At 42.6% G+C, this 26,013-nt stretch carries 24 protein-coding genes and 3 rRNA genes; 3 read left to right on the top strand and 24 right to left on the bottom strand.

What is annotated here, in order from left to right; all coding sequences use genetic code 11:
* Window positions 1-2 precede the first annotated feature (2 nt).
* From gspM to gspC, 11 genes are all read right to left on the bottom strand, one after another.
* Window positions 3-476 carry a type II secretion system protein GspM gene (gspM, locus tag ATS72_RS12745; protein ID WP_008129639.1) on the bottom strand — a complete coding sequence of 158 codons (474 nt, stop codon included), beginning with the start codon at window positions 474-476 and terminating at the stop codon, window positions 3-5.
* Window positions 473-1,681, bottom strand: coding sequence for a type II secretion system protein GspL (gspL, locus tag ATS72_RS12740; RefSeq protein ID WP_058430369.1), 1,209 nt, complete (start codon window positions 1,679-1,681; stop codon window positions 473-475). Before gspL ends, gspM begins: the two co-directional genes overlap by 4 nt.
* Entirely contained in the window at window positions 1,678-2,664 is a 987-nt protein-coding gene (gene gspK / locus ATS72_RS12735; protein ID WP_006794638.1) for a type II secretion system minor pseudopilin GspK, read from the bottom strand. The genes gspL and gspK overlap by 4 nt, the downstream gene beginning before the upstream one ends.
* On the bottom strand, window positions 2,657-3,271 hold the full coding sequence (gene gspJ / locus ATS72_RS12730) for a type II secretion system minor pseudopilin GspJ (RefSeq protein ID WP_006794637.1): 615 nt from the start codon (window positions 3,269-3,271) through the stop codon (window positions 2,657-2,659). The genes gspK and gspJ overlap by 8 nt, the downstream gene beginning before the upstream one ends.
* Window positions 3,272-3,646, bottom strand: coding sequence for a type II secretion system minor pseudopilin GspI (gene gspI / locus ATS72_RS12725; RefSeq protein ID WP_006794636.1), 375 nt, complete (start codon window positions 3,644-3,646; stop codon window positions 3,272-3,274).
* On the bottom strand, window positions 3,646-4,230 hold the full coding sequence (locus tag ATS72_RS12720; protein WP_058430370.1) for a prepilin-type N-terminal cleavage/methylation domain-containing protein: 585 nt from the start codon (window positions 4,228-4,230) through the stop codon (window positions 3,646-3,648). Before ATS72_RS12720 ends, gspI begins: the two co-directional genes overlap by 1 nt.
* A 49-nt stretch (window positions 4,231-4,279) precedes the next feature.
* The gene (gspG, locus tag ATS72_RS12715) at window positions 4,280-4,702 is read right to left on the bottom strand and encodes a type II secretion system major pseudopilin GspG (protein ID WP_006794634.1); all 423 of its coding nucleotides are present in this window, start codon (window positions 4,700-4,702) and stop codon (window positions 4,280-4,282) included.
* A 78-nt stretch (window positions 4,703-4,780) separates the two neighbouring features.
* Window positions 4,781-6,016 carry a type II secretion system inner membrane protein GspF gene (gene gspF, locus ATS72_RS12710; RefSeq protein WP_006794633.1) on the bottom strand — a complete coding sequence of 412 codons (1,236 nt, stop codon included), beginning with the start codon at window positions 6,014-6,016 and terminating at the stop codon, window positions 4,781-4,783.
* A 2-nt stretch (window positions 6,017-6,018) separates the two neighbouring features.
* Window positions 6,019-7,584, bottom strand: a complete 1,566-nt coding sequence (gene gspE, locus ATS72_RS12705; protein WP_058430371.1) for a type II secretion system ATPase GspE — start codon at window positions 7,582-7,584, stop codon at window positions 6,019-6,021.
* Window positions 7,577-9,640: a type II secretion system secretin GspD gene (gene gspD / locus ATS72_RS12700; protein ID WP_010558130.1), complete on the bottom strand. Its 2,064-nt coding sequence runs from the start codon at window positions 9,638-9,640 to the stop codon at window positions 7,577-7,579. Before gspD ends, gspE begins: the two co-directional genes overlap by 8 nt.
* Before the next feature lie 23 nt (window positions 9,641-9,663).
* Complete coding sequence (gene gspC / locus ATS72_RS12695; RefSeq protein ID WP_058430372.1) at window positions 9,664-10,605, bottom strand: type II secretion system protein GspC; 942 nt, start codon at window positions 10,603-10,605, stop codon at window positions 9,664-9,666.
* A gap of 214 nt (window positions 10,606-10,819) precedes the next feature.
* Between gspC and hslR the strand changes: the two genes are divergently transcribed.
* The 3 genes from hslR (at window position 10,820) to ATS72_RS12680 (ending at window position 13,905) form a co-directional block, all read left to right on the top strand.
* Entirely contained in the window at window positions 10,820-11,242 is a 423-nt protein-coding gene (gene hslR / locus ATS72_RS12690; RefSeq protein WP_058430373.1) for a ribosome-associated heat shock protein Hsp15, read from the top strand.
* Window positions 11,243-11,254: 12 nt separating this feature from the next.
* Window positions 11,255-12,100 carry an Hsp33 family molecular chaperone HslO gene (gene hslO, locus ATS72_RS12685; RefSeq protein WP_058430374.1) on the top strand — a complete coding sequence of 282 codons (846 nt, stop codon included), beginning with the start codon at window positions 11,255-11,257 and terminating at the stop codon, window positions 12,098-12,100.
* 266 nt (window positions 12,101-12,366) lie between these two features.
* Complete coding sequence (locus tag ATS72_RS12680) at window positions 12,367-13,905, top strand: phosphoenolpyruvate carboxykinase (RefSeq protein WP_058430375.1); 1,539 nt, start codon at window positions 12,367-12,369, stop codon at window positions 13,903-13,905.
* A 658-nt stretch (window positions 13,906-14,563) separates the two neighbouring features.
* On the opposite strand, the gene rrf is transcribed toward ATS72_RS12680, so the two are convergent.
* The 13 genes from rrf to rpsE all read right to left on the bottom strand — a co-directional run bounded on the left by rrf (window position 14,564) and on the right by rpsE (window position 26,006).
* Window positions 14,564-14,678: ribosomal RNA gene (gene rrf, locus ATS72_RS12675) — 5S ribosomal RNA — on the bottom strand.
* Window positions 14,679-14,820: 142 nt separating this feature from the next.
* Window positions 14,821-17,706 (bottom strand): 23S ribosomal RNA (locus ATS72_RS12670).
* 296 nt (window positions 17,707-18,002) lie between these two features.
* Window positions 18,003-19,538 (bottom strand): 16S ribosomal RNA (locus ATS72_RS12665).
* The 16S, 23S and 5S rRNA genes sit together here, the layout of an rRNA operon.
* 887 nt (window positions 19,539-20,425) lie before the next feature.
* The gene (gene rplQ, locus ATS72_RS12655; RefSeq protein WP_006794892.1) at window positions 20,426-20,827 is read right to left on the bottom strand and encodes a 50S ribosomal protein L17; all 402 of its coding nucleotides are present in this window, start codon (window positions 20,825-20,827) and stop codon (window positions 20,426-20,428) included.
* A 39-nt stretch (window positions 20,828-20,866) separates the two neighbouring features.
* Window positions 20,867-21,853, bottom strand: a complete 987-nt coding sequence (locus tag ATS72_RS12650) for a DNA-directed RNA polymerase subunit alpha (protein ID WP_008127834.1) — start codon at window positions 21,851-21,853, stop codon at window positions 20,867-20,869.
* A gap of 24 nt (window positions 21,854-21,877) precedes the next feature.
* Window positions 21,878-22,498 carry a 30S ribosomal protein S4 gene (gene rpsD, locus ATS72_RS12645; RefSeq protein ID WP_002959461.1) on the bottom strand — a complete coding sequence of 207 codons (621 nt, stop codon included), beginning with the start codon at window positions 22,496-22,498 and terminating at the stop codon, window positions 21,878-21,880.
* A gap of 21 nt (window positions 22,499-22,519) precedes the next feature.
* On the bottom strand, window positions 22,520-22,906 hold the full coding sequence (gene rpsK, locus ATS72_RS12640; RefSeq protein ID WP_002959471.1) for a 30S ribosomal protein S11: 387 nt from the start codon (window positions 22,904-22,906) through the stop codon (window positions 22,520-22,522).
* A gap of 12 nt (window positions 22,907-22,918) precedes the next feature.
* Window positions 22,919-23,275 carry a 30S ribosomal protein S13 gene (rpsM, locus tag ATS72_RS12635; RefSeq protein ID WP_006794252.1) on the bottom strand — a complete coding sequence of 119 codons (357 nt, stop codon included), beginning with the start codon at window positions 23,273-23,275 and terminating at the stop codon, window positions 22,919-22,921.
* 125 nt (window positions 23,276-23,400) lie between these two features.
* A complete protein-coding gene (rpmJ, locus tag ATS72_RS12630; RefSeq protein ID WP_002959476.1) occupies window positions 23,401-23,514 on the bottom strand; it encodes a 50S ribosomal protein L36 in 114 nt (37 codons plus the stop codon).
* 22 nt (window positions 23,515-23,536) lie between these two features.
* Entirely contained in the window at window positions 23,537-24,865 is a 1,329-nt protein-coding gene (gene secY / locus ATS72_RS12625) for a preprotein translocase subunit SecY (protein ID WP_006794251.1), read from the bottom strand.
* Window positions 24,866-24,875: 10 nt separating this feature from the next.
* Window positions 24,876-25,310, bottom strand: coding sequence for a 50S ribosomal protein L15 (gene rplO / locus ATS72_RS12620; protein WP_006794250.1), 435 nt, complete (start codon window positions 25,308-25,310; stop codon window positions 24,876-24,878).
* A 4-nt stretch (window positions 25,311-25,314) separates the two neighbouring features.
* On the bottom strand, window positions 25,315-25,497 hold the full coding sequence (gene rpmD / locus ATS72_RS12615) for a 50S ribosomal protein L30 (RefSeq protein WP_002959482.1): 183 nt from the start codon (window positions 25,495-25,497) through the stop codon (window positions 25,315-25,317).
* Between the two features lie 2 nt (window positions 25,498-25,499).
* A complete protein-coding gene (rpsE, locus tag ATS72_RS12610) occupies window positions 25,500-26,006 on the bottom strand; it encodes a 30S ribosomal protein S5 (protein WP_006794249.1) in 507 nt (168 codons plus the stop codon).
* Window positions 26,007-26,013 lie beyond the last annotated feature (7 nt).

Genomic DNA, 26,013 nt, shown 5'->3' with positions numbered 1-26,013 from the left:
TATTAATTCTCTATTACCAAACGGCTTACTCTTACATAACCCGATTTATCGTCGCGACTTAAATCTAAGTTTTCAATTTTTAAACCATGTTGATTCACTAATTCATCGAGCCATTCTACTAGTTTATTAAACTCTACTGAGTCGAGCGTTAAACGCAGCGAACCATCACTAGGCTGCATTTTACTAATATTGATTTGATAGCGACTTCGGGTAGAGTTAACCACTTGGCTTAGATTTTGACTACTCGCAACACGCGTATTACCCGCTGCTTTTAGCTTTACTATGCTTTCGTCAACCCACACGAGCAAAGCCTGTTGCTTAATTTTCGATTGTTCTGCTTTTGTTATGGCGTTATTTAACGGCCTGAATATCCCCATCACAAGAACAAAAATAACAAATATACCACCAGCAACCATAATAAGTTGCTGCTCTTGTTCTTTTAAAGAACGCCAGTATTTTATCGCTTGTGCTTTCATGCGGCACCTCGCAATTTAATCTCACCTACCACAAAATCACCATCGTTATTTAAAGACCCTTGCTCTACCGTTAAGCCTTGCTTTTCAAGTATGGTTTTTACTTTACCAAAGGTTTGAAAGTCTTTAGCACGCGCGCGAATACGTAATTCGTTTCTTCGTTTGTCGTAACGTAATGTTTCTGGTGTGAACTCATTCACTTGTGAAAATACATCAACCAAATTAGTCGTCAGCTCTAAAAAACCGGATTCATCAGAGCCTTCTATTCTATCTAATGCGCCTTTAATCTGATTTTTTATCAAATTAGGATGCACTTTAGATCCGGGGAATGCTGTCTGGTATCGCTCAACTACTTGGTTTTTTACTATATCGACCTGAGAATTAAGCTGTTGCAACTCAATTGCCTTTATAACTAAAGTAGAGCCCAATGCGACGGCTGTAAAAATTGCCGCGCCTTTCCAGTAACCCCACCAGAGCGCGCTCTTCTTTTTAAGCTGGTAAACACCTTGGCGAAGGTTGAATTTAACGTTATTTAATTGCTTAGCAAATAAAGCTAACGGGAGATCGTACTGACTTGTTTGCGCTTGTAAATTAGCCCCCTCTGGGAAGTCTTCCGCTGGGCTAAAGTGTTTAACCTCAGGGTTACCTAACGCAGTCAAGTAACCTGACAACCAGCTTAATTCAACCGCACTAATATGCCATGCCCCTTGCTTAAACAGCCACTGCTGATTGAGCTCTATAGCACTAGCCTCTCCTTCACCTACAGAGGGTAACAACAGTGCATCAGGTAATATTTTATAAACAGGCAGCTCATGTTCCACAAACAACGCGAGCCATTGCTCAAACCATTCGCGGTCAGTCATAGCAACCTGAATAGCATGCTGCTCACCAACCATGGTTGCTTCGCCTATAGCTATATACAAATCGTCTACATCGCAGGCTATATCTTCTTCAAGCATGTAAGGAAGTGCTTGCTCTAATTTGCGATTCCACTTTGTGGGTAGTGTTACCGTTTTTAATTGCACTTGATCGCTTGGCAATAAAACAACCACTTCCCTGTTGGCTGCTTTTTCACTTAATTCATTCAAATTGCCTGCGCTTGATAGCTCACCACTGGCTATTATTTCTTGTTCTTGTGGTGAATATACAAGCCAATTTAATCGTTCTTGTTGGGTTTGACCCGTACGGATCAACAATATTTCTGTCACTGTACGCCTCCAAATTTTCGCGCCAGTATCGTTACTTCGCCGTCTTTGGCGTGCAGTAAGGTGGTCATCGAAAAACGCAGATCTACAAAGTTTGCCTGCGTTTGTAATTTAAAATATTCGCTTTTAATACTAAATAAGTCTTTCACTGATTCAGTGTTTGTACCGCCTTGTTGCTGTACCTGTTCAAAAAATTCTTCTAAAGAATCAAAACCTGTTTGTGGTCTTGCGGCAATGACAGCCTCTGCAGCTGACAAACTTAAATTATCCATCAGCGCGCTTAATAGTAAAGCCTGTTCTGGTGCTATTGTATTAATGTTAATTAAAAGCTGAGTGCTCCCCGGTATAACACATACATAAGGCAGTACTTTTTCCATTACTAGCGGGTTAAAGCCTTTTACCAAGCGAAGTTCCGATGGAGATGCAAATAAACTATTAGCAGTCATATACGGAAATTTACGAGATAAGTACTCTCCCTCTTCAGCACCTGAGCGATACGTTATGCTATTTTCATCCAGCCAGTCGAACACGCTATCAGCCATTGCTTCTTCCGATTCATCCGCTGGTAAATCTTCTATATTTTCAAGTAAGGCAAACAGTGCTTTGTGTGCAGGGTTTGTTTTATCAGCGCTATTTGTATCGGGTTCAATCGCTATGGCGTTTAAATTTAAACATGATTGCAAGTCAGTAATTGAACCACTTAATGTGCCGTTATCAACTGGGTATGCTGCGTTACCTTGTGTTGCCCATACTTGATCAAGCGTTGTTTTATCTGGGTCATCTTTTTTGCTTTGAATGAGCCCTTTAATAGCTAACTCTTCAGCACCGTAAGCATACCATTTTGCTTGTTGGTGACCTTGTAAATTAGTACTTTTTTGCACTTGCACCATTAAATTAGCACTCATTTCTACGGCTAAAATAGCAGCTAATGCAACAATAAATAACACAATAACCAGCGCTGCTCCGCGCGAAGACTGCCTACCCATTACTTCTACTTCCTTGCCCAGGAACTAAAAATACACGGCGAATAGGTTCGGCCTCTATTTGTTGTAAAGTAACCGCAACCGCTTTAGGCAATGCTTTTACTTCCCATTGTTCTTGCCACTTATTATCACTGTCTAAAAATTCAAACTTAAGCTCTTCGACGTTTTCTAATACCTGCTGTACACGTGGCTCCATATTATCAAGCTGATCAACGTACACGCGATACACACGCTCAAGATTATCATCTATGACCCTATATCCAACAGCCTGCAGCTCTGACCGAGGCAATAAATTTATTGGGTTTATCCAACCGTCTCTTACAAATGCAATGCCGTCATATTGGCTTTCAAGCACATAACGCCCTGCTAATAAATAATATTCTTGTACGTCACCAGACTCGTTTCTAACTGCACGTTTAGTCATTTGGCTAAAGTCTTGGTCCATAAGTCTAAACGTTGTTTGTAAGCCATTAAGTTCCGCTATTTTTTCGTCCGATGCGTCTTTTGCTTTAGTTGTGCTGTCTAGTATTTGGTGCGTAGAAATAACAACAAAAGCTAAAATCCCCAAAGCAACCATTACTTCAAGTAATGTAAATCCGCGCTGCTTCACTTACTTTTTACCTTTATTTAAATACGTTGAAAGCTCATAGACTGACTGTTCGTACTTTTCATCGATAAATACATTTATGGTTAATTTAACAAAGCTTTTATCTGCAGTGGGCACAACCTCTTGCTGCCAAAACCATTCAACACCACCCATAACCTCACTACCACGTAAGTTATTTTTACCTTGCCATTGCTCGCCTTTTACCCGTTGTTCAATAATGACATTTTCAGCAACCCAGGAGGCATATGTTTGTTCTTCAATTGTTGTTAAGTGATGAATATGCTCGCCAGTGGCTTGCATTGCTGCAATACCTGCCATTGCACAAATACTCAAAGCAACAAGTACTTCTAACAAGGTAAAGCCTTTACTTAATGTCATTACTCTGGCTCTCTTCTTAAATTTACTGGTGCTGTAAATTCACCCTCAATAAAGTAAACAGGGTCACTTTGATCTTTTAGCTCAAGAATTAACTGAAATGCGCTTACTTCGCCCGACGATAAAATAAGTACTTGAGGTATTTTAAGCTTTTTAAGTTCGAGTAAGCTATCGTCTTCACCACCACTCATAAGCTCTCGCCAATTAGACTGTTCAAGTAGATTATCTTGAGCCCATGCAAGGTCTTCTAAGTTGAGGGTAAGCTTTAGGCGTGGGTCCAACTCTATGGGTTTAAATAACTCTTCTCTGTCAAAGGTTGCCCATTTTTCTCCATCAAATACTAAATATTCTAGGGTATTTTTCTCAACGAGTAAGCCAAGCTCTACCTGATTTAAAATTGCAAATTCTGACGCCATATTAATGGTGGTATGCAACCTAAGCGCTTGAGCATCTAACTCATCTTCGGCGCCGCCATCTAAGCTGTATACCACCATTTTTGTTGCAAAAGCGATAACAACTAATACAACTAAAATCTCGATTAAGCTAAAGCCCTTTTCCTTGTGCATTGATTGAAGACCTACGTTCATAGTAAGCCTTCAACAAGTACATTTAGGTTAAGACCAGTAGACTGACTCATTACTGCTTTTCTTCATCCCAGTTACCAATGTCGTCGTCGGTACCGACTTCACCGTCTGGTCCCATAGAGAAAATATCAAATTTACCAATTTCACCTGGGCTTATTAATAAGTATGTATTACCCCATGGGTCTTCTGGTAATTCGCTGATAAAGCCGCCATCAGGAAAACGTTTAGGAACAGGTTCAATAGACGTTTTAGTCACTAACGCTTCAAGACCTTGCTCTGTGCTCGGGTAACTTTTATTTTTAAGCTTGTATAAGCTCATCGCATCTTCAAGCTGCTGAATATCTAAATGCGCTTTATCAATAGCGGCCTCTTCTTGTTGGCCCATAATATTTGGCGCAACAATAGACATAATCATCCCGATGATAACCAGTACCACCATTACTTCTAGTAAAGAAAAACCTGATTGTTTGTTCACGTAATTACCTCATTATTCTAAAAACACTAAGCAAAAATGGTTTAGGTAAAACCATTAATATATAAAAACTATTTAAATTTAGAGCCCAACTGCTTTGTTCATTGCCATAATAGGCTGCAAAATGGCCATAACAATAAATAAAACGATAACAGCCATAGAAGCAATCATTGCAGGCTCTAATAACTTAAGCGATACGTTAACCATGCTTTCAAATTCACGGTCCTGGTTATTCGCTGCACGCTCTAACATTTGCTCTAGCTCACCTGATTTTTCACCACTGGCGATCATATGTAGCATCATCGGCGGGAACAATTTAGTTTGCTGTAAGGCCGCTCTAAGGCTTGCACCTTCGCTTACTCTGTCAGCTGCGTCGGCTACCGACTTCTTGATTTTTTCGTTTACGAGTACATCGCCAGAAATCCGCATTCCTTCAAGTAGTGGCACAGAGCTTGAAGATAAAATACTTAACGTACGAGCAAAGCGAGCGGTATTAATACCACGAGCCACCTTACCAATACCCGGCATGTGCAGCACACGGTCGTCCCACCAAAAGCGCACTTGTGGTTTTTTTAATGCGTACTTAATGCCAATCGCAATGCCGGTGATGGCTAGTAGGCTAATAAACCAGTAATTTTGTACAAAATGACTCCCAGCCATTACCCACTCGGTGGTCCAAGGTAATACTTGTTTAGTTTTTTCAAAGGTTTTTAGTATTTTAGGAACAACAGTACCTAATAAAACCGACACTATACCAATGGCAAAAATAACTAGAATAGTTGGGTAAACCATAGCCTGTGTTATTTGACTACGCATATGCTGACGCTGCTCGGTGTAATCGGCTAAGCGATTAAGTACTTGGTCAAGATGCCCTGACTTTTCACCCGCAGCCACCATTGAACGATATAAGTCGTCAAACACATGGGGAAACTCACTCATACCATCAGCAAGGGTATAGCCTTCAACAACTTTTGAACGAACCGACATTAACATACGTTTTAAACGTGGCTTTTCACACTGCTCAGCCACCGCCATAACCGCGCCCTCAACTGGTAATGCTGACTGAATTAACGTTGCTAACTGGCGTGTGATGAGCGCAAGTTCAGATGTAGAAATACTTGGTTTAAAAAGGCTACCAAATAAAGGCGCTTTCTCACCCTTTACCTGTTTATCACTCTGAGCCGCAGGCACAACCTCTAAAGGGGTTAAGCTTTTATCGCGCAGAAGCTGACGAACTTGCTTGGCGGTGTCGGCCTCTAAAATACCTTTTTTTTCTTTGCCGCGGCCATCTAATGCCCGATATTCAAACGCAGCCATTATTAGCCTTCCTCACGGGTAACACGCAGCACTTCTTCAAGCGTGGTTTTTCCTGCAAGCACACGGCTGCAACCATCTTGGCGAATACTTGGGCTATGAGTGCGGATGTATTTTTCTACACTTTGCTCACCTTTACCGTTGTGGATCATTTCTCGAATTGTTTCATCTACAACAAGTAACTCGTGTATACCAGTACGACCTTTGTAACCATTAAAGTTACATTCTTCACAGCCTATTGCACGGTAAATCGTTGGCTTGCTCTCAAATGGTACACCTAAAAGCTGACATTCACGTTCGTCTGCCACATGCCCTTCTTTACAGCTGTTACACAACGTACGTACTAAGCGCTGAGATAAAACACCTAATAGCGATGAAGAAAGCAAAAACGGTTCAACGCCCATGTCTTCCATTCGAGTAATAGCACCAGATGCCGTATTTGTATGCAGTGTAGACATAACTAAGTGACCAGTAAGTGATGCTTGAACCCCTATTTGTGCAGTTTCAAGATCACGTATTTCACCCACCATTACCACATCGGGATCTTGACGCAAAATAGCACGTAACCCTCTTGCAAACGTCATATCTACTTTTGTATTTACTTGCGTTTGACCAATACCTGGGATCTCATATTCAATAGGATCTTCTACAGTCAGAATATTACGATCGCGAGAATTTATTTGGCTCATACCTGCATACAAGGTGGTACTTTTACCAGAACCTGTTGGCCCTGTTACCAAAATAATACCGTGCGGCTTGCTAATTAAGTCAGCAAACAACTCACGGTTTTTTGGAGTCATACCTAAATCTTCTAGGTTTAGGCGAGCATTGTTCTTATCAAGTAAACGCAATACTACTCGCTCTCCAAAGCTCGACGGCATGGTTGATACACGCACATCTACTGCACGTCCTGCAATACGCAAGCTAATTCGACCATCTTGCGGAATACGTTTTTCAGCTATATCGAGTTTTGCCATTACCTTAATACGCGATACAAGCAATGAGGCAAGTTTACGATTTGGTTTTAGTACTTCTTTTAAAACCCCGTCAACCCTGAAACGAATCACAAGCTCTTGCTCGAACGTTTCAATATGAATATCTGACGCGCCCTCTTTTATTGCCTCGCTAAGCATGGCATTAATGAGTTTAATAATAGGCGCATCGTCATCACCAGCTAATAAATCTTCAGTTTGCGGGAGCTCATCAGCTAAAGAAAACAGATCAACTTCGTTACCAATATCTTCCATCATTTGCTGAGTTTCAGAGCTATCGCGTTGGTAAGATGACTCTAGCAACAATTCAAACTTGTCATCTTCAAGCTGCTCTAATTTAAAGCCATGACCTGCGACTCGGCGAACTTCTAGTAATACATCTAAATCAAGCTCACCACGAAAGTACACGGTAGTTTGGCCTTGATATTCACTAAGCAAAACACCTGCACGTCGCGCGTACGAAAATGGTAAACGTTTTGCTGGCAACTCAACGAGTACGTCATCAGCTAAGGGTTCATCTGCACTATGCGTATTAGGATGAACCACGTCTTGGTTTATCTCTTGTATCGCATTAGTCATCTTTACGCTCTTGTGCATTTTGTTTACGTAAATGCTCTTCATAAGTTGGCGGAAGTACTAACTCATCATTCCACTCTGGTAATACAGGGGTATCGGTCATTGGCATTAAATCAATACCATCTTCTTGCTGCTTAGTTTGCTCACCACGAATAAAGTTATACTTGTTAAAACTTAACTTATTCATGCTCACCCCATCACGGATGATCGTTGGGCGGATAAATACAATTAAGTTACGCTTACGGCGAGTCGTGTTTGTTGACCTAAATAGGTGCCCTAAAACAGGAATATCACCTAATAATGGAACTTTAGACACACTTTCTTGAACGTCTTCATCTATTAAACCACCTAAAACAACCATACCACCATCATCAGCAATAACCGTTGTTTTAATAGCACGTTTATTTACTGAAATATCAACCGCGGTTGCACCGCTTACGCTTGATACTTCTTGCTCAATGGTAAGCTGTACCGCTGAGCCATCGTTAATTTGTGGCGTTACAATAAGTTTAATACCTACTTCTTGACGCTCAACCGTTTGAAATGGGTTGCTATTGTTAGTGCCCGTTTGAGATCCGGTAATAATGGGTACTTCTTGACCCACTAAAATAGAGGCTTCTTCGTTATCCATGGTGGTAATTGAAGGCGTGGCCAAAATATTTGAATTGGTATCAGTTGCTACTGCCTGAATAATTGCGCCCCAGTCATTTTTTATAACGCCCAGTGCTAAGCCATTAATACCACTAAGTAATGATGCAAGCGGTCCGTAATCACCTTCCGTTGTTTCTGTGTAAGGTGTAACCGTGCCTGACTCTGTACCTATAATTGTTTTAGTTACTGTTTGATCTGCAGCTTGCTCTGCTGCAACAGCTAACGACCCAACAGGTACCGTTGTGCCATTATTAAACTGCAGCATGCCACCTTGCTCTGAAATCCACTGCAAGCCTAAATTAACGCCATCGCCTTCCATTACTTCAATAATTATTGCTTCAACTAATACTTGTGCGCGACGAATATCTAATCGCTCAATAACTGATTCTAATGAACGCATAGTATCTGGCTGTGCAGTAATTATTAGTGAGTTTGACTCTGGGTGTGCCTCAATGCTTGTTTCGTTGTTACTACGCGAACGCGTTTTAGTTGCGCTACCTTGAGCTTCCTCGGTTAACGTTTTACTTACACCCTGAAGAACCTTAACTAAGTCCTCCGATTTGGCATAGTTTAAATAAAATACTTTAGTGTTGCCTTGGCTTTCAAGCTCACCATCAAGACGCTTAATTAGCTCGATTGCACGTGTGCGGGCTTGCCCTTCACCACTTACAATTACGCTATTGGTACGGCCGTCGGCTACGACTTTAGGAATCAAAAATTCTGGTACGCTTCCTTTGCCACTATCTTTATAAATATTTTCTACTACAGAGACTACGTCATCAGCCGTTGCGTATTTAAGCTTTACAATATCAACACGCTTATCACCGGCTTGATCAACTGAGCGAATAATTTCCACTAAGCGGTTTACTGATGCAGCATGGCCAGTCAACATCATTACGTTTGCAGCATTAAAGTTAGCAACATGGCCACCATCTTTTTGATCGCTAAATTGACGAACTAATGGTCCTAGTTCTTGCACGCTTACATTTTTTACGCGCACTACACGGGTGATCATCATATCGCCCGATGCAGAACTGTTTTCAGTAATTAGTGGCACATTCGATTTTTTAGCATCAGAACTTTTTTCTACTTTAATAATGCCATTATCCATTTCAACAGCTGAGTAGCCGTAAACTTCTAATACATTTAAAAAGAATTGATAGTAAAGATCTTCATCCATTAACTCATAGCTACGTACATTCACTTTACCACGCACGTTGGGATCTATAATCACCGTCTTATTAAGGTTTTTACCAACAATATTAATAAACTCGTTGATATCAGTACCCTTAAAGTTTGCTGCATATTCAACTGCAGAAACAGACAAAGAAATACTTGCCGCCAAAAAAAGTGCTGCGTACTTAGCTAACCCTTTTTTAATTTTTGTGAGGTGTAGCACCTGAACCATTATGTTAAAACTCCAAAGCTAAGTTATTGCAGGCTAAATTGCACATCTATTTGCTCACCATCACGCTCAATGGTGATAGTCGCATCGGTGCTATTGCGCAGCTCGTTTATGGCTGACATAGCCTGTTTTAAATCTGTTAATTGATAGCCGTTAATAGAAACAGCTAAATCGTTATTTTTTAATCCCATTTGCTTAAATAGTGCGGGTTCTTTTCCCGGACTTAAGAGGTAACCAATGAGTTCGCCTTCACTCATTGCTTGAGATACACGTATGTAATCGAAAAGTTTACCGGGTTCTTCTAATAATTCTTCGCGTGTTTCTATAATGGCAGCTTTAACTTCGGGATCCGCAGTCGCATTTATTTGTTCTTCACTGCCATCTAATCGTTGCGGCCCCATTTCTTGCTCATCTTTTGCAGCGAGCACCGGCATAGAGACTGTTTTGGTAAAATCGAGTCCATCAAGCATAAGCGTTTCAAAACGGGCATTTACACTTAAAATGACACGGTCAGGAAGTATTTGCGCTACTTTTGCACGGGTCCCAGATACAACTTCATCGACAAGATAGCTAACCTGCTTGCCCTGCGACTCAATAATTGCAACGCCTGCTTTATCATCATTACTTACAGCTACTATGCCTGTTAAGTTAATACTTAAACGTGTTTCAGGGGCGTCATTAATAACTTGTGATTGTTTTGCAGTATTAGCGCTGTTTGTTACCGTTTTTTTACCAAACAAAAACTGCTCAACAATACGTTGTGCCGAATTATTACTTGTTCCCGATGACTGTGTGGCAAACTGAGTAGGGCTAAGTAAAGATACCTGAGGTTGAGGCCATAAAAGCCAAACCAATTTTGATAATAAAAATGCAAGGTAAACAACAACTAATAGCGTGACTAACGCACTTAATTTAGCATGCGGTAATCGAGTTAAAATGTGTTTTAGCTGTTGGATTTGCTGTTCCATAAATAGTGTTCTTTTTTTAATTTACTGCGTAAGCGCGTCCCCATAGTACCCTTTCATTTTTCATTCAACAAGCACACTAATATTAAACTTTGTAAACAGAATGAATAACTTCTATTTACTTGAACAAAAAACAAACACCCACTGTAATACCTTCATCCTAGATAGATTTCGTGGTAAATTTTAGATAACAAATTACTGCAGGTACAAATACATTATGAGTAAAAAAAGTAATAGTAATAAAGACTCTGACCTCGTAGATAACTTAAAAGTTCGATTAGATAAATGGTTATGGGCAGCACGCTTTTATAAAACACGTGCGATAGCAAGGGAAATGGTACAAGGCGGTAAAGTGCATTATAATGGACAGCGAACAAAGGCGAGTAAAATAGTCGAAGTTGGTGCGATAGTGAAACTCGCTCAAGGTGTAGATGAAAAAATCGTAACCATAACGAAAGTGCTTGAAAAACGACAAAGCGCCCCCATTGCTCAGACCTTGTACCAAGAATCTGATGCTAGTATCGCCAAACGCGAAGAAAACAGCATCGCACGTAAAAATAATAGCTTTTTTGCTCCTCATCCGGATAAAAAACCCGATAAAAAGCAAAGACGCGAACTTTTAAAAATGAAATCAAGTTAGGTATAGCCGCTCATGCAACAAGATTTACTTCACCGTTATTTATTCAACGAACTAGATGTTCGTGGCGAACTCGTTCAAATTGAGAGTGCCTACAATGAAATGATTGCAAACCATAATTACCCAGCACCTGTAAAAGCATTACTAGGTGAGCTATTGGTCGCTACTTGCTTACTTACTGCTACATTAAAATTTGAAGGTGAAATAGCCGTGCAACTGCAAGGTGACGGACCCGTTAAATATGCAGTAATAAATGGTGATGATAAGCAAAATATGCGTGGTATTGCTCGTCTACAAAGTGAAGTGACAGGCAGTACTGTCAAAGAACTAATCGGTAATGGCTATATGGTTATTACTATTACGCCAGATAAAGGTGAGCGCTACCAAGGTATAGTCCCTCTAGAGCATGACACTCTAAGTGAATGTATTGAAAGCTACTTTGAACAATCAGAGCAGTTAAAAACTCGTTTATGGTTTGCAACCAATACAACCGAAGGCAGTGCAAAGGCATGTGGTTTATTTTTACAGGTACTGCCTGTTGATAAACAAAAGTCGATTGAAGACTTCACCCACCTAGAAGCACTCAGCAATACGATTAAAGATGAAGAGTTATTAAATCTTGATGCAAATACAATCTTAACTCGTTTGTATCATGAAGATAATCCACGTGTTTTTGAACCACAAAGCATACGTTTCAAATGTGGCTGTAGTCGCGACAAAACAATCACCGCATTAGTTAATGTAGGACAACAAGAACTACTCGATGATGTAGCAGAAAACGGCAGTGTTAATATCAACTGTCATTACTGCTTAAAAGAATATACGTTTAATGAGCAAGACATTAAGAGTATTTTCAACTAAAAACTCCATCTCAGCTCATCTTCCTATATAAAGCCGCAAAATATGCGGTTTTATATTATAAAAAGATGATACCGGTGTCATAAAAAGTGACATTTAATGACACCGGTATCATTGAAATTATTCATGTTTTTTTGCAAATATATATGTTTTTAAGGGCTTTACAGGCTCGAATATCTGAAAACCTTCTGTTACTATCATTACAGCTGAAGGGCACTATTTACCCAGAGCTATCCCGTTCAAACTCTCATACATAGTTAGGTATAAACATGATTACAAGCGCTACACGTTTTGTCGATTTAACCGCAGCTGAACTTGTCGAGCATGCGATCCGCCGTGGCGAAGGAACTTTAGCCGCAAATGGTGCTTTCGTAGCCATTACAGGAAAACGAACAGGCCGTTCACCTCGAGATCGTTTTATTGTACAAGAAGCTACAACACAAAATGAAATTCAATGGGGCAATGTAAACCGTCCTTTCGATGCTGACAAATTTGATGCTTTATGGGCACGCGTAGAAGCACATGTGCAAAGTAATGACCACTTCACCTCTCACCTAGAAGTTGGCGCTGACCCAGAGCATTATTTACCTGTAGTTGTCACAACAGAAACTGCATGGCATCACATTTTTGCCAAAAACATGTTTATTGAACCTAAAAACTATAACGCTTCAAACTTACCACAATGGCAAGTGATGAACGTACCATCGTTTGTATGTGAACCAGAACGTGATGGCACTAACAGCGATGGCACCGTAATTATTAACTTTGCACAACGTAAAGTATTACTGGCGGGAATGCGCTACGCCGGTGAAATGAAGAAATCGATGTTCTCAGTTCAAAACTTCTTATTACCAGCTAAGGGTGTATTACCAATGCACTGTTCGGCTAACGTTGGTGAAGCTGGCGACACAGCATTATTCTTCGGTTTATCTGGCACTGGTAAAACAACGTTATCAGCTGACCCAACTCGCTTCCTAATCGGCGATGACGAACATGGCTGGGCACCTGGTAGTGTATTTAACATCGAAGGCGGCTGTTACGCAAAATGTATCGACCTTTCACAAAAGAATGAGCCTGTTATTTGGGATGCAATCCGCTTTGGCACTATCTTAGAAAATGTTGTGCTTGATGATAGAGGTGTGCCAGATTTTAACGATACAAGTCTGACCCAAAATAGCAGAGCTGCGTATCCATTAGAACATGTTGAAAAGCGTAAAGTAGAAAACCGCGCAGGTGAGCCTAAAGCTGTTGTATTCTTAACATGTGATGTGAGTGGCGTATTACCTCCTGTATCTGTACTGAGTGAAGAAGCCGCTGCGTACCACTTCCTAAGCGGGTATACTGCTAAAGTAGGTTCAACCGAAATTGGTTCAACAAGCGATATAGAATCTACATTCTCAACCTGTTTTGGCGCACCATTCTTCCCACGTCCTGCAGGGGTTTATGCTGAGCTTCTAATGAAACGTGTACGTGAGTTTGGCGCTAAAGTTTACCTAGTGAATACTGGCTGGACTGGCGGTCCTTACGGTATCGGCAAGCGTTTTGATATACCAACTACACGTGCTGTAATTGACGCTATAGTGTCAGGTAAATTAGCCGGTGTTAAAACTCAACATATTGATGCATTGAACTTAAACGTACCAGTTGCAGTACCTGGTGTTGATAGCAACCTTCTTAACCCTATTAACACGTGGGAAGATAAGGCTAAATATAATGAATATGCAGCTAAATTGGCTGCTGACTTTACAGAAAACTTTGCTAAATACGACGTATCTGACGATATTAAAAATGCAGGCCCTAAAGCTTAAAAATAACCTTTAGCCTTAAAAATAACCTTTAGCCTCATGATTAAAACGCCAACCTTGAGTTGGCGTTTTTGATTCTAATTTTTACCCCAGCAACTAAGTTTCTTTAATAAATAACCGAATACATAAGATAGAACACTCCAACACCACAAGCCAAACTGTTAAAGGTTTACAGTCATATAAAAGTCTACTCTTTCGAGTCGGACTTTCTTTCATTTAGAGTAGGATAACAGCTTTATAGCAGTGGCGCTGTACCCTGCGCTAAAGAGCCAAAGAGCTAATTCTGCGTCATCATCTGGTAATGTATTAGATAACCAAAAAACTCTTCACAATGAGGTGCTTCGTTTGAGAGACGCTTCGCTTTAGAGAAGGGAATACTGAAGATTACTTTTCTGCAGACGTAAAAAAGCCGCTTCATTTCTGAAGCGGCTTTCTACAATTTGAAGCCTGGTAATGTCGTGGTGCCCACAGCGGTAAAAAGTCACATAGCAAATGGGATGCTACTTTGTGCCTGTTTGCCTTGTGTGGCGCTCGCCTTCGCGCTGTTTTGTTTGATGTATAGGAATACAAATACTGAGTTCGGCATGGGGTCTTGGCTTTTACTAAACCCCAGATAGCAAAAAACCCGTCACATTGCTGTAACGGGTTTCTCTTATTTGAAGCCTGGTAATGTCCTACTTTCACATAGCAAATGCTACACTATCATCGGCGCTGTTTCGTTTCACTACTGAGTTCGGCATGGAGTCAGGTGGGTCCAAAACGCTATTGTCACCAAGCAAATTTGGGCGTTAATCCGTATTTCTACGCACTAACTGAATTTGGAAAATATCTGATAATATTTTTTAAGTCTGTCAGTAATATCTACTTTAGTTCATTAACTTCTGTCTTAACTGTCACACAAAACGCGTTTGGCGTTGTATGGTTAAGCCTCACGGGTAATTAGTACAAGTTAGCTTAATGGCTCACACCACTTCCACATCTTGCCTATCAACGTTGTAGTCTTCAACGGCCCTTCAGAGACTTTAAAAGTCTAGTGAGAACTCATCTCGAGGCCTGCTTCGCGCTTAGATGCTTTCAGCGCTTATCAGTTCCGAACGTAGCTACCGGGCAATGCCATTGGCATGACAACCCGAACACCAGCGGTTCGTTCACTCCGGTCCTCTCGTACTAGGAGCAACCCCTCTCAATTCTCAAACGCCCACGGCAGATAGGGACCGAACTGTCTCACGACGTTCTAAACCCAGCTCGCGTACCACTTTAAATGGCGAACAGCCATACCCTTGGGACCGACTTCAGCCCCAGGATGTGATGAGCCGACATCGAGGTGCCAAACACCGCCGTCGATATGAACTCTTGGGCGGTATCAGCCTGTTATCCCCGGAGTACCTTTTATCCGTTGAGCGATGGCCCTTCCATTCAGAACCACCGGATCACTATGACCTACTTTCGTACCTGCTCGACGTGTCTGTCTCGCAGTTAAGCTGGCTTCTACCATTACACTAACCGTACGATGTCCGACCGTACTTAGCCAACCTTCGTGCTCCTCCGTTACTCTTTGGGAGGAGACCGCCCCAGTCAAACTACCCACCAGGCACTGTCCGTAACCCCGATTCAGGGGCCAACGTTAGAACATCAAAACTACAAGGGTGGTATTTCAAGGACGACTCCACAAGAACTAGCGTTCCTGCTTCAAAGTCTCCCACCTATCCTACACATGTAGGTTCAATGTTCAGTGCCAAGCTGTAGTAAAGGTTCACGGGGTCTTTCCGTCTAGCCGCGGGTACACAGCATCTTCACTGCGATTTCAATTTCACTGAGTCTCGGGTGGAGACAGCGTGGCCATGGTTACACCATTCGTGCAGGTCGGAACTTACCCGACAAGGAATTTCGCTACCTTAGGACCGTTATAGTTACGGCCGCCGTTTACCGGGGCTTCGATCAAGAGCTTCTCCGAAGATAACCCCATCAATTAACCTTCCGGCACCGGGCAGGTGTCACACCGTATACGTCATCTTGCGATTTTGCACAGTGCTGTGTTTTTAATAAACAGTCCCAGCCACCTGGTCACTGCGGCTCCCGTCCGCTTAGAGAGCAAGTCTCATCACAGATAGGAGCGTACCTTCTCCCGAAGTTACGGTACGATTTTGCCTAGTTCCTTCACCCGAGTTCTCTCAAGCGCCTTAGTATTCTCTACCTGACCACCTGTGTCGGTTTGGGGTACGATTCGGTATAATCTGAAGCTTAGAGGCTTTTCCTGGAAGTATGGCATCAGCAACTTCACTACCGTAGTAGCTCGTCTCGTGTCTCAGGTTTAGTGTTCGTCCGGATTTACCTAAACAAACGCCCTACTCACTTTCACATGGACAACCATCGCCATGCTTGCTTAGCCTTCTCCGTCCCCCCATCGCAATTATACCAAGTACGGAAATATTAATCCGTTTCCCATCGACTACGCCTTTCGGCCTCGCCTTAGGGGTCGACTTACCCTACCCTGATTAACATGGGATAGGAACCCTTGGTCTTCCGGCGTGCGGGTTTTTCACCCGCATTATCGTTACTCATGTCAGCATTCGCACTTCTGATACGTCCAGCATACCTCCCGGTACACCTTCAACCGCTTACAGAACGCTCCCCTACCACTCATCCTAAGATGAATCCGCAGCTTCGGTGCATAGTTTAGCCCCGTTACATCTTCCGCGCAGACCGACTCGACCAGTGAGCTATTACGCTTTCTTTAAAGGATGGCTGCTTCTAAGCCAACCTCCTGGCTGTCTGGGCCTTTCCACATCGTTTCCCACTTAACTATGACTTTGGGACCTTAGCTGGCGGTCTGGGTTGTTTCCCTCTTCACGACGGACGTTAGCACCCGCCGTGTGTCTCCCGGATATTACTTTACGGTATTCGGAGTTTGCAAAGGGTTGGTAAGTCGGGATGACCCCCTAGCCTTAACAGTGCTCTACCCCCGTAAGTATTCGTCCGAGGCTCTACCTAAATAGATTTCGGGGAGAACCAGCTATCTCCCGGTTTGATTAGCCTTTCACTCCTAGCCACAGGTCATCCCCTAACTTTTCAACGTTAGTGGGTTCGGTCCTCCAGTTGATGTTACTCAACCTTCAACCTGCCCATGGCTAGATCACCGGGTTTCGGGTCTATACCTTGCAACTATTCGCCCAGTTAAGACTCGGTTTCCCTACGGCTACCCTAATCGGTTAACCTCGCTACAAAATATAAGTCGCTGACCCATTATACAAAAGGTACGCAGTCACAGAACAAGTCTGCTCCTACTGCTTGTACGTACACGGTTTCAGGTTCTATTTCACTCCCCTCACAGGGGTTCTTTTCGCCTTTCCCTCACGGTACTGGTTCACTATCGGTCAGTTGGGAGTATTTAGCCTTAGATGATGGTCCACCTATATTCAGTCAAAGTTTCACGTGCTCCGACCTACTCGATTTCACTTAAAATGTCTTTTCATGTACGGGACTATCACCCTGTATCGTGGCACTTTCCAGAGCCTTCCATTAACACATAATAAGCTTAAGGGCTGTTCCGATTTCGCTCGCCGCTACTTTCGGAATCTCGGTTGATTTCTTTTCCTACGGGTACTTAGATGTTTCAGTTCTCCGCGTTCGCCTCGTTAACCTATGTATTCAGTTAACGATACCTGCAAGCAGGTGGGTTTCCCCATTCGGAAATCCTAGTCTCAAGTGCTTTTTACTAGCTTGACTAGGCTTATCGCAAGTTAATACGTCCTTCATCGCCTCCAACTGCCAAGGCATCCACCGTGTACGCTTAGTCACTTAACCATACAACCCAAACGGGTCTTTGTTTTGTGACAGTTTAACTTCGCCAGAAGTTAATATTGAATACTAAAGTAGATACCAATCAATCAACTCATAAGAGTGATTAAATGGCACTGAATGATACTGCTATCATTCTTTTTTACTTTTGAAAACTCTGTACAAATAACAATGTTATTCATACGAATTTTATTATCAGCTTTTCCAAATTTTTAAAGAGCATATTAATTAACTAAGCCAGTGGCTTAACTAATTAACAATCATCTGTGTGGACACTACGAACAAATAAGTTCTAAATCGTATAAGGAGGTGATCCAGCCCCAGGTTCCCCTAGGGCTACCTTGTTACGACTTCACCCCAGTCATGAATCACTCCGTGGTAAACGTCCTCCCGAGGGTTAGACTATCTACTTCTGGAGCAACCCACTCCCATGGTGTGACGGGCGGTGTGTACAAGGCCCGGGAACGTATTCACCGCGTCATTCTGATACGCGATTACTAGCGATTCCGACTTCATGGAGTCGAGTTGCAGACTCCAATCCGGACTACGACGCACTTTAAGTGATTCGCTTACCTTCGCAGGTTCGCAGCACTCTGTATGCGCCATTGTAGCACGTGTGTAGCCCTACACGTAAGGGCCATGATGACTTGACGTCGTCCCCACCTTCCTCCGGTTTATCACCGGCAGTCTCCTTAGAGTTCTCAGCATTACCTGCTAGCAACTAAGGATAGGGGTTGCGCTCGTTGCGGGACTTAACCCAACATCTCACAACACGAGCTGACGACAGCCATGCAGCACCTGTATCAGAGTTCCCGAAGGCACCAATCTATCTCTAGAAAGTTCTCTGTATGTCAAGTGTAGGTAAGGTTCTTCGCGTTGCATCGAATTAAACCACATGCTCCACCGCTTGTGCGGGCCCCCGTCAATTCATTTGAGTTTTAACCTTGCGGCCGTACTCCCCAGGCGGTCTACTTAATGCGTTAGCTTTGAAAAACAGAACCGAGGTTCCGAGCTTCTAGTAGACATCGTTTACGGCGTGGACTACCGGGGTATCTAATCCCGTTTGCTCCCCACGCTTTCGTACATGAGCGTCAGTGTTGACCCAGGTGGCTGCCTTCGCCATCGGTATTCCTTCAGATCTCTACGCATTTCACCGCTACACCTGAAATTCTACCACCCTCTATCACACTCTAGTTTGCCAGTTCGAAATGCAGTTCCCAGGTTGAGCCCGGGGCTTTCACATCTCGCTTAACAAACCGCCTGCGTACGCTTTACGCCCAGTAATTCCGATTAACGCTCGCACCCTCCGTATTACCGCGGCTGCTGGCACGGAGTTAGCCGGTGCTTCTTCTGTCAGTAACGTCACAGATGTGAGGTATTAACTCACACCCTTTCCTCCTGACTGAAAGTGCTTTACAACCCGAAGGCCTTCTTCACACACGCGGCATGGCTGCATCAGGCTTTCGCCCATTGTGCAATATTCCCCACTGCTGCCTCCCGTAGGAGTCTGGACCGTGTCTCAGTTCCAGTGTGGCTGATCATCCTCTCAAACCAGCTAGGGATCGTTGCCTTGGTGAGCCATTACCTCACCAACTAGCTAATCCCACTTGGGCCAATCTAAAGGCGAGAGCCGAAGCCCCCTTTGGTCCGTAGACATTATGCGGTATTAGCAGTCGTTTCCAACTGTTGTCCCCCACCTCAAGGCATGTTCCCAAGCATTACTCACCCGTCCGCCGCTCGTCAGCAAAGTAGCAAGCTACTTTCTGTTACCGCTCGACTTGCATGTGTTAGGCCTGCCGCCAGCGTTCAATCTGAGCCATGATCAAACTCTTCAATTAAAAAGTTTTGTGTCTTTCGACAGCTCAATGAATTCTGAATTTATTTAATATCTTTCGATATTGAATTGACTGTGCTGCAATTCCTACCGAAGTAGTTATTGCTGTTGGTCACTCAGTTTCAATTGAGACTCTAATTTGTTTGCCTCACTACCTAAGTAGCTTGGCTGTTAGAACTCAATCTGTACGAGTGCCCACACAGATGATTGCTTTATATTGTTAAAGAACGTTTGAGTTGCCTTAGCGACTCAAGGGAAGCGAATCTTACGCTTTCCTGTGTTTTTGTCAACACTTAATTTTAAGTTTTATAAGAATCTAAACTTAAGTTTTACTCGACTCACTAAGTGGTTTGCTTGCTTCGCTAAGCGTTGCCTGCTCTGCCGTCTCAGTGGGGTCGCATTATAGGGAGATCCGAAAACAGATCAACCCTTTTTTAAAGAAAACTTGAAAAAACATGCTGTTCGATGAGTATTTGAGCTAAACGCTCAAAAACACAACTAATAGTAAGCTTTATTTATGTAATAACGCCATTTTACTAAGTATATGATGATAAATATCTTTCTAGTGCTTATTTGAAAGGTAATTATGATAACAACCATATTAGCTTATGATTTTTCTTAGGTTTAACGTTACCGTTTTTATAGTAATGCTACTCACTTCGCTGAATCATTAATGTAATAGAGCTGTGTTTTGGAGCACTTGAGATTAGTGGTAAATGGGTAATAGGTAATAGGTAATAGGTAATAGGTAATAGGTAATAGGTAATAGGTAATAGGTAATAGGTAATAGGTAATAGGTAATAGGTAAATATAATAATGCAGAAGTTTAATTTGTAAATTTCAGGCATTAAAAAGCCGAGCATAAGCTCGGCTTTTAGGTTTCTTTAAGACTTACTCTGCAGACTGTGCGTCTTCTTGAACTTCTTCGCTAGTCGCTGGGCGACCAACTAGTTCAATATAAGCCATTGGTGCATTATCACCAGTACGGAAGCCACACTTAAGAATACGAGTGTAACCACCTGGACGATCCGCGTTACGTGGACCGATTTCACTGAATAATTTACCAACAACTTCATTGTCGCGTGTGCGAGCAAACGCTAAACGGCGGTTTGCTACACTGTCAGTCTTAGCCAGTGTGATTAAAGGTTCAATTACACGACGTAACTCTTTCGCTTTTGGCAAAGTAGTTTTGATGATTTCATGTTTCACCAAAGAACCTGCCATATTGCTGAACATCGCTTTACGATGGCTACTGTTACGGTTTAATTGACGACCACTCTTACGATGGCGCATGACCCTATCCTTCTAACTAAACTAATATAGTGATTTAGATTATTCAGCTAAACTTGCAGGTGGCCAGTTTTCTAGGCGCATACCTAGAGAAAGACCACGTGAAGCTAGCACGTCTTTAATTTCAGTTAGAGACTTCTTACCTAGATTAGGCGTTTTAAGAAGCTCAACCTCAGTGCGCTGAACTAAATCACCGATATATTGAATTTGCTCGGCTTTCAAACAATTTGCTGAGCGTACTGTTAGTTCAAGATCATCGACTGGACGAAGCAGAATAGGATCGAATTCTGGTTTCTCTTCTTTCTCTTCTGGCTCAGTTACATCGCGTAAATCTACGAATGCATCTAATTGCTCAGCTAAGATAGTAGACGCACGGCGGATCGCTTCTTCAGGATCTAATGTACCGTTTGTTTCCATATCAATGATTAATTTGTCTAAATCTGTACGTTGCTCAACTCGAGCTGATTCAACCGAGTACGCAATACGTTCAACTGGGCTGAATGATGCATCAAGCAACAATCTACCAATTGGACGCTCATCGTCATCAGAGGATAAACGACTAGATGCCGGCACATAACCACGACCGCGCTCAACACGAATACGCATGCTGATCTCGCTGTTACCTGTAGTTAAATTACAGATAACGTGATCTGGATTAGCAATTGTTACATCGCCATCGTGCTGAATATCAGCCGCAGTAACAGGGCCTACACCAGATTTAGTCAGGGTCAGAAAAACTTCATCTTTGCCTTCTAACGTTACTGCTAAACCTTTAAGGTTTAATAGTATTTCAATGATGTCTTCTTGAACGCCTTCTTTCGCGCTGTACTCATGTAATACACCGTCGATTTCTACTTCAGTTACTGCACATCCAGGCATAGATGAAAGTAATATACGGCGTAAAGCATTACCCAGAGTGTGACCAAAGCCACGCTCTAATGGTTCTAAAACTATTTTAGAACGCGTTGGGTTGATAGCGTCGATGTCGACTAACCTTGGTTTTAGAAATTCTGTAACAGAACCCTGCATTTTATCCTCTCTTAACTCTTAACTTTACTTAGAGTAAAGTTCGACGATTAGTTGTTCATTAATGTCCGCAGACAGGTCTGAACGCTCAGGTAGACGCTTAAAGCTGCCTTCCAATTTCTTACCGTCAACTTCAACCCAAGTCGGCTTTTCACGTTGCTCAGCCAACTCTAGAGCAGCGATGATACGTGCTTGTGTCTTAGACTTCTCACGGATTACTACAGTATCTTCTGGAGTAATTACGTATGAAGGAATGTTCACAACACGACCATTAACTAGAATCGCTTTATGGCTTACTAACTGACGTGCTTCAGCGCGTGTGCTAGCAAAACCCATGCGATATACAACATTGTCTAAACGTTGCTCTAAAAGCTGTAACAAGTTTTCACCTGTATTACCTTTAAGGCGAGCAGCTTCTTTATAGTAGTTACGGAATTGCTTTTCTAATACACCGTAGATACGACGTACTTTTTGCTTTTCACGTAATTGTAAACCGTAATCAGATAGACGACCTTTACGAGCGCCGTGCTGACCAGGTGCAGTCTCAAGTTTACACTTAGAGTCGATAGCTCTTACGCCGCTCTTAAGGAACAGGTCAGTACCTTCACGACGACTCAGCTTGAGCTTAGGGCCCAAATATCTTGCCATGTTATTTCTCCTAACCTATTGTTAAACGCGACGTTTCTTCGGTGGACGACAACCATTATGTGGTATTGGCGTCACGTCAGTAATGTTTGTAATACGGTAACCAGCAGCATTCAAAGCACGTACAGCAGATTCACGACCTGGACCTGGACCTTTGATGAAAACTTCTAGATTTTTTAAACCGTATTCTTGAGCAGCAGTACCTGCACGCTCTGCAGCAACCTGAGCAGCAAATGGTGTAGATTTACGTGAACCACGGAAACCTGAACCACCGGCAGTAGCCCATGATAGTGCATTACCTTGACGGTCGGTAATCGTTACAATAGTGTTGTTGAAAGAAGCATGAACATGAGCCATACCATCAGCAACTTGTTTTTTAACCTTTTTACGACGAATTGGTGTCTTAGCCATAATACTATCCCCTTATCGCTTAATAGGCTTACGAGGACCCTTACGGGTACGCGCGTTAGTCTTAGTTCTTTGACCACGTAGTGGTAAAGAGCGACGGTGACGTAGGCCACGGTAACAACCAAGGTCCATAAGGCGCTTGATATTTAATGTAACTTCACGACGAAGGTCACCTTCAACAGTGTACTTGCCAACTGCATCACGCAGTACGTCAAGTGTTTCGTCAGAAAGTTCACCGATTTTTGTGGTCTCGGCGATACCAGTCGCTGCTAAGATAGCCTTAGAGCGAGTCTTACCTATGCCATAAATAGCTGTTAAACCAATAACTGCATGTTTATGATCAGGGACGTTAATGCCAGCAATACGGGCCACTAACACATCTCCTATATTCGAATTTGGTAATCAAAAGTTTGAAAAGCCCGTAAGGATACTCAAACGAAGACCAAATCACTACTAAAAACACAGGCCGAGAAATCTCAGCCTGCACGACTGTTTACTTAGCCTTGCCTTTGCTTATGCTTAGGCTCACTGCAAATTACGCGTACTACACCAGCACGTTTAATAACTTTACAGTTACGGCATATTTTCTTAACGGAAGCACGTACTTTCATTGCTCAACTCCGTAAACTGACCTTATCGACCGTAGCCTTTAAGGTTCGCTTTTTTCAGCACAGAATCATACTGATGAGACATCAGGTGAGTCTGTACTTGTGCCATAAAGTCCATGATTACAACAACGATAATCAAAATTGATGTACCGCCGAAATAGAATGGCGTTTGCCATGCCATAGTCATGAATTCGGGCACCAGACAGATAAAGGTTATATACAAAGCACCTGCCAATGTCAGGCGTGTCATCACTTTATCAATGTATTTAGATGTCTGCTCACCTGGACGAATACCTGGGATAAATGCGCCAGATTTCTTAAGGTTATCTGCAGTTTCACGAGGGTTAAACACCAACGCTGTATAGAAAAAGCAGAAGAAGATAATTGCCGCAGCTAATACAAGTGAGTACAAAGGTTGACCTGGAGTCAACGTTGTAGCAACAGCTTGTAATGCATCAGCGACAGGACCTTCACCTTGGCCGAACCAGCTAGCAATTGTACCAGGGAACAGAATTATACTACTAGCAAAGATTGGTGGAATAACACCCGCCATGTTTACTTTTAGTGGTAAATGCGTGCTTTGAGCAGCAAATACTTGACGACCTTGTTGGCGTTTAGCGTAGTTAACAACAATACGACGTTGTCCACGTTCGAAAAACACTACAAGATAAGTAACAGCGAATACTATAACCGCAACCATAAGTAGTACAAAAACATTCAAATCACCTTGGCGCGCCATTTCGACTGTCGAACCAATAGCAGACGGCAAGTTAGCTACAATACCAACAAATATTAGAACTGAAATACCGTTACCGATACCACGTTCTGTTATTTGTTCACCCAACCACATAAGGAACATAGTACCAGTTACTAAGCTCACCACAGCGGTGAAATAGAAACCCATACCCGGATTAACAACTAACCCGTTCATCATGCCCGGTAAGCTAGTAGCAATACCGATAGATTGGATAGTAGCTAGCACAAGCGTGCCGTAGCGTGTGTACTGGCTAATTTTTTTACGCCCTTGCTCACCTTCTTTCTTAAGCTCTATAAACGGAGGATACATATGCGTTAATAGTTGCGTAATAATCGAAGCCGAGATATACGGCATAATACCCAGCGCTAACACTGAAGCTCGCTCAAGTGCACCACCACTGAACATGTTGAACATTTCAACAATGGTGCCCTTTTGTTGCTCGAAGAAATCGGCAAGTACAGCGGCGTCAATCCCAGGGATCGGCACAAATGAACCTAGACGGTAAATTATGATAGCACCCAATACGAAGAGTAATCGACGCTTCAATTCCGAAAGCCCACCTTGTGCACTTTGTGTATCTTGACCTGGTTTAGCCATTTGTACTTCCTTAGTCTTCTACCTTGCCTCCGGCAGCTTCAATAGCTTCGCGTGCACCCTTAGAGGCTTTAAGACCTTTAAGTGTAACAGCGCGTGAAACTTCACCAGATTTAACAACTTTAACGAAAAGAACGTTCTTTTTAACTAGACCAGCTGCTTGTAACGCGCTTAGGTCTACCACATCGCCTTCAACTTTAGCGATTTCAAAAAGGTTAACTTCTGCAGATACTAACGATTTGCGTGAAGTGAAACCAAATTTAGGTAGACGACGTTGCATAGGCATTTGACCGCCTTCAAAACCAACGCGTACTTTACCGCCAGAACGTGACTTTTGACCTTTGTGACCACGGCCACCAGTCTTACCAAGACCAGAACCGATACCACGACCAACACGTTTAGGGGCAGTTTTTGAACCTGCAGCAGGTGAAAGTGTATTCAAATGCATGAAATTAACCCTCTACCTTAACCATGTAAGAAACCTTGTTTATCATACCACGTACACATGCTGTGTCTTCTAACTCAACAGTGTGATTGATACGACGTAAACCAAGACCGCGTAATGTAGCTTTATGCTTCGGTAAACGACCGATAGAGCTTTTTACTTGTGTTACTTTTACAGTTTGATTAGCCATGGTTACCCCAGTATTTCTTCTACGCGAAGGCCACGTTTTGCAGCGATAGACTGTGGAGAATTCATATTCTCAAGAGCCGAAATCGTTGCACGTACTACGTTGATTGGGTTAGTAGAACCGTAACATTTAGATAGTACGTTCTGAACACCAGTCACTTCTAGTACTGCACGCATAGCACCACCTGCGATGATACCAGTACCTTCAGAGGCTGGTTTCATGAACACTAGTGAGCCAGCATGACGTCCCTTAACAGGATGCTGTAATGTATTGCCATTTAGGTCTACATTGATCATGTTGCGACGTGCTTTTTCCATTGCTTTTTGAATAGCAGCTGGAACTTCACGTGCTTTACCATAACCAAAACCTACTTTACCTGCGCCGTCACCAACTACAGTTAGTGCAGTAAAGCTAAAGATACGACCACCTTTAACTACTTTAGACACACGGTTTACCGCGATTAGCTTTTCAGCTAGATCAGGCTGTTGTTGCTTTGCTTCTACGTTAGCCATTGTCTAC

It is taken from the genome of Pseudoalteromonas sp. 13-15, from assembly GCF_001468205.2.
GTDB classification, from domain to species: domain Bacteria; phylum Pseudomonadota; class Gammaproteobacteria; order Enterobacterales; family Alteromonadaceae; genus Pseudoalteromonas; species Pseudoalteromonas marina.
The sequence above is the reverse complement of the archived record's forward strand: the minus strand, read 5'-3'. Positions and strand labels throughout refer to the sequence as shown.

Bases quoted from the DNA above. Each gene is read 5' to 3' on its own strand.
- gspD (WP_010558130.1), bottom strand. From the start codon at position 9,640: ATGGTTCAGGTGCTACACCTCACAAAAATTAAAAAAGGGTTAGCTAAG.
- hslO (WP_058430374.1), top strand. From the start codon at position 11,255: ATGCAACAAGATTTACTTCACCGTTATTTATTCAACGAACTAGATGTT.
- gspM (WP_008129639.1), bottom strand. From the start codon at position 476: ATGAAAGCACAAGCGATAAAATACTGGCGTTCTTTAAAAGAACAAGAG.
- rpsE (WP_006794249.1), bottom strand. From the start codon at position 26,006: ATGGCTAACGTAGAAGCAAAGCAACAACAGCCTGATCTAGCTGAAAAG.
- hslR (WP_058430373.1), top strand. From the start codon at position 10,820: ATGAGTAAAAAAAGTAATAGTAATAAAGACTCTGACCTCGTAGATAAC.
- ATS72_RS12720 (WP_058430370.1), bottom strand. From the start codon at position 4,230: ATGAACGTAGGTCTTCAATCAATGCACAAGGAAAAGGGCTTTAGCTTA.
- rplO (WP_006794250.1), bottom strand. From the start codon at position 25,310: ATGCATTTGAATACACTTTCACCTGCTGCAGGTTCAAAAACTGCCCCT.
- gspI (WP_006794636.1), bottom strand. From the start codon at position 3,646: ATGACATTAAGTAAAGGCTTTACCTTGTTAGAAGTACTTGTTGCTTTG.
- secY (WP_006794251.1), bottom strand. From the start codon at position 24,865: ATGGCTAAACCAGGTCAAGATACACAAAGTGCACAAGGTGGGCTTTCG.
- gspE (WP_058430371.1), bottom strand. From the start codon at position 7,584: ATGACTAATGCGATACAAGAGATAAACCAAGACGTGGTTCATCCTAAT.
- gspF (WP_006794633.1), bottom strand. From the start codon at position 6,016: ATGGCTGCGTTTGAATATCGGGCATTAGATGGCCGCGGCAAAGAAAAA.
- rplQ (WP_006794892.1), bottom strand. From the start codon at position 20,827: ATGCGCCATCGTAAGAGTGGTCGTCAATTAAACCGTAACAGTAGCCAT.
- rpmJ (WP_002959476.1), bottom strand. From the start codon at position 23,514: ATGAAAGTACGTGCTTCCGTTAAGAAAATATGCCGTAACTGTAAAGTT.
- rpsK (WP_002959471.1), bottom strand. From the start codon at position 22,906: ATGGCTAAGACACCAATTCGTCGTAAAAAGGTTAAAAAACAAGTTGCT.
- gspK (WP_006794638.1), bottom strand. From the start codon at position 2,664: ATGGGTAGGCAGTCTTCGCGCGGAGCAGCGCTGGTTATTGTGTTATTT.
- ATS72_RS12680 (WP_058430375.1), top strand. From the start codon at position 12,367: ATGATTACAAGCGCTACACGTTTTGTCGATTTAACCGCAGCTGAACTT.
- ATS72_RS12650 (WP_008127834.1), bottom strand. From the start codon at position 21,853: ATGCAGGGTTCTGTTACAGAATTTCTAAAACCAAGGTTAGTCGACATC.
- rpmD (WP_002959482.1), bottom strand. From the start codon at position 25,497: ATGGCTAATCAAACTGTAAAAGTAACACAAGTAAAAAGCTCTATCGGT.
- rpsD (WP_002959461.1), bottom strand. From the start codon at position 22,498: ATGGCAAGATATTTGGGCCCTAAGCTCAAGCTGAGTCGTCGTGAAGGT.
- gspC (WP_058430372.1), bottom strand. From the start codon at position 10,605: ATGGAACAGCAAATCCAACAGCTAAAACACATTTTAACTCGATTACCG.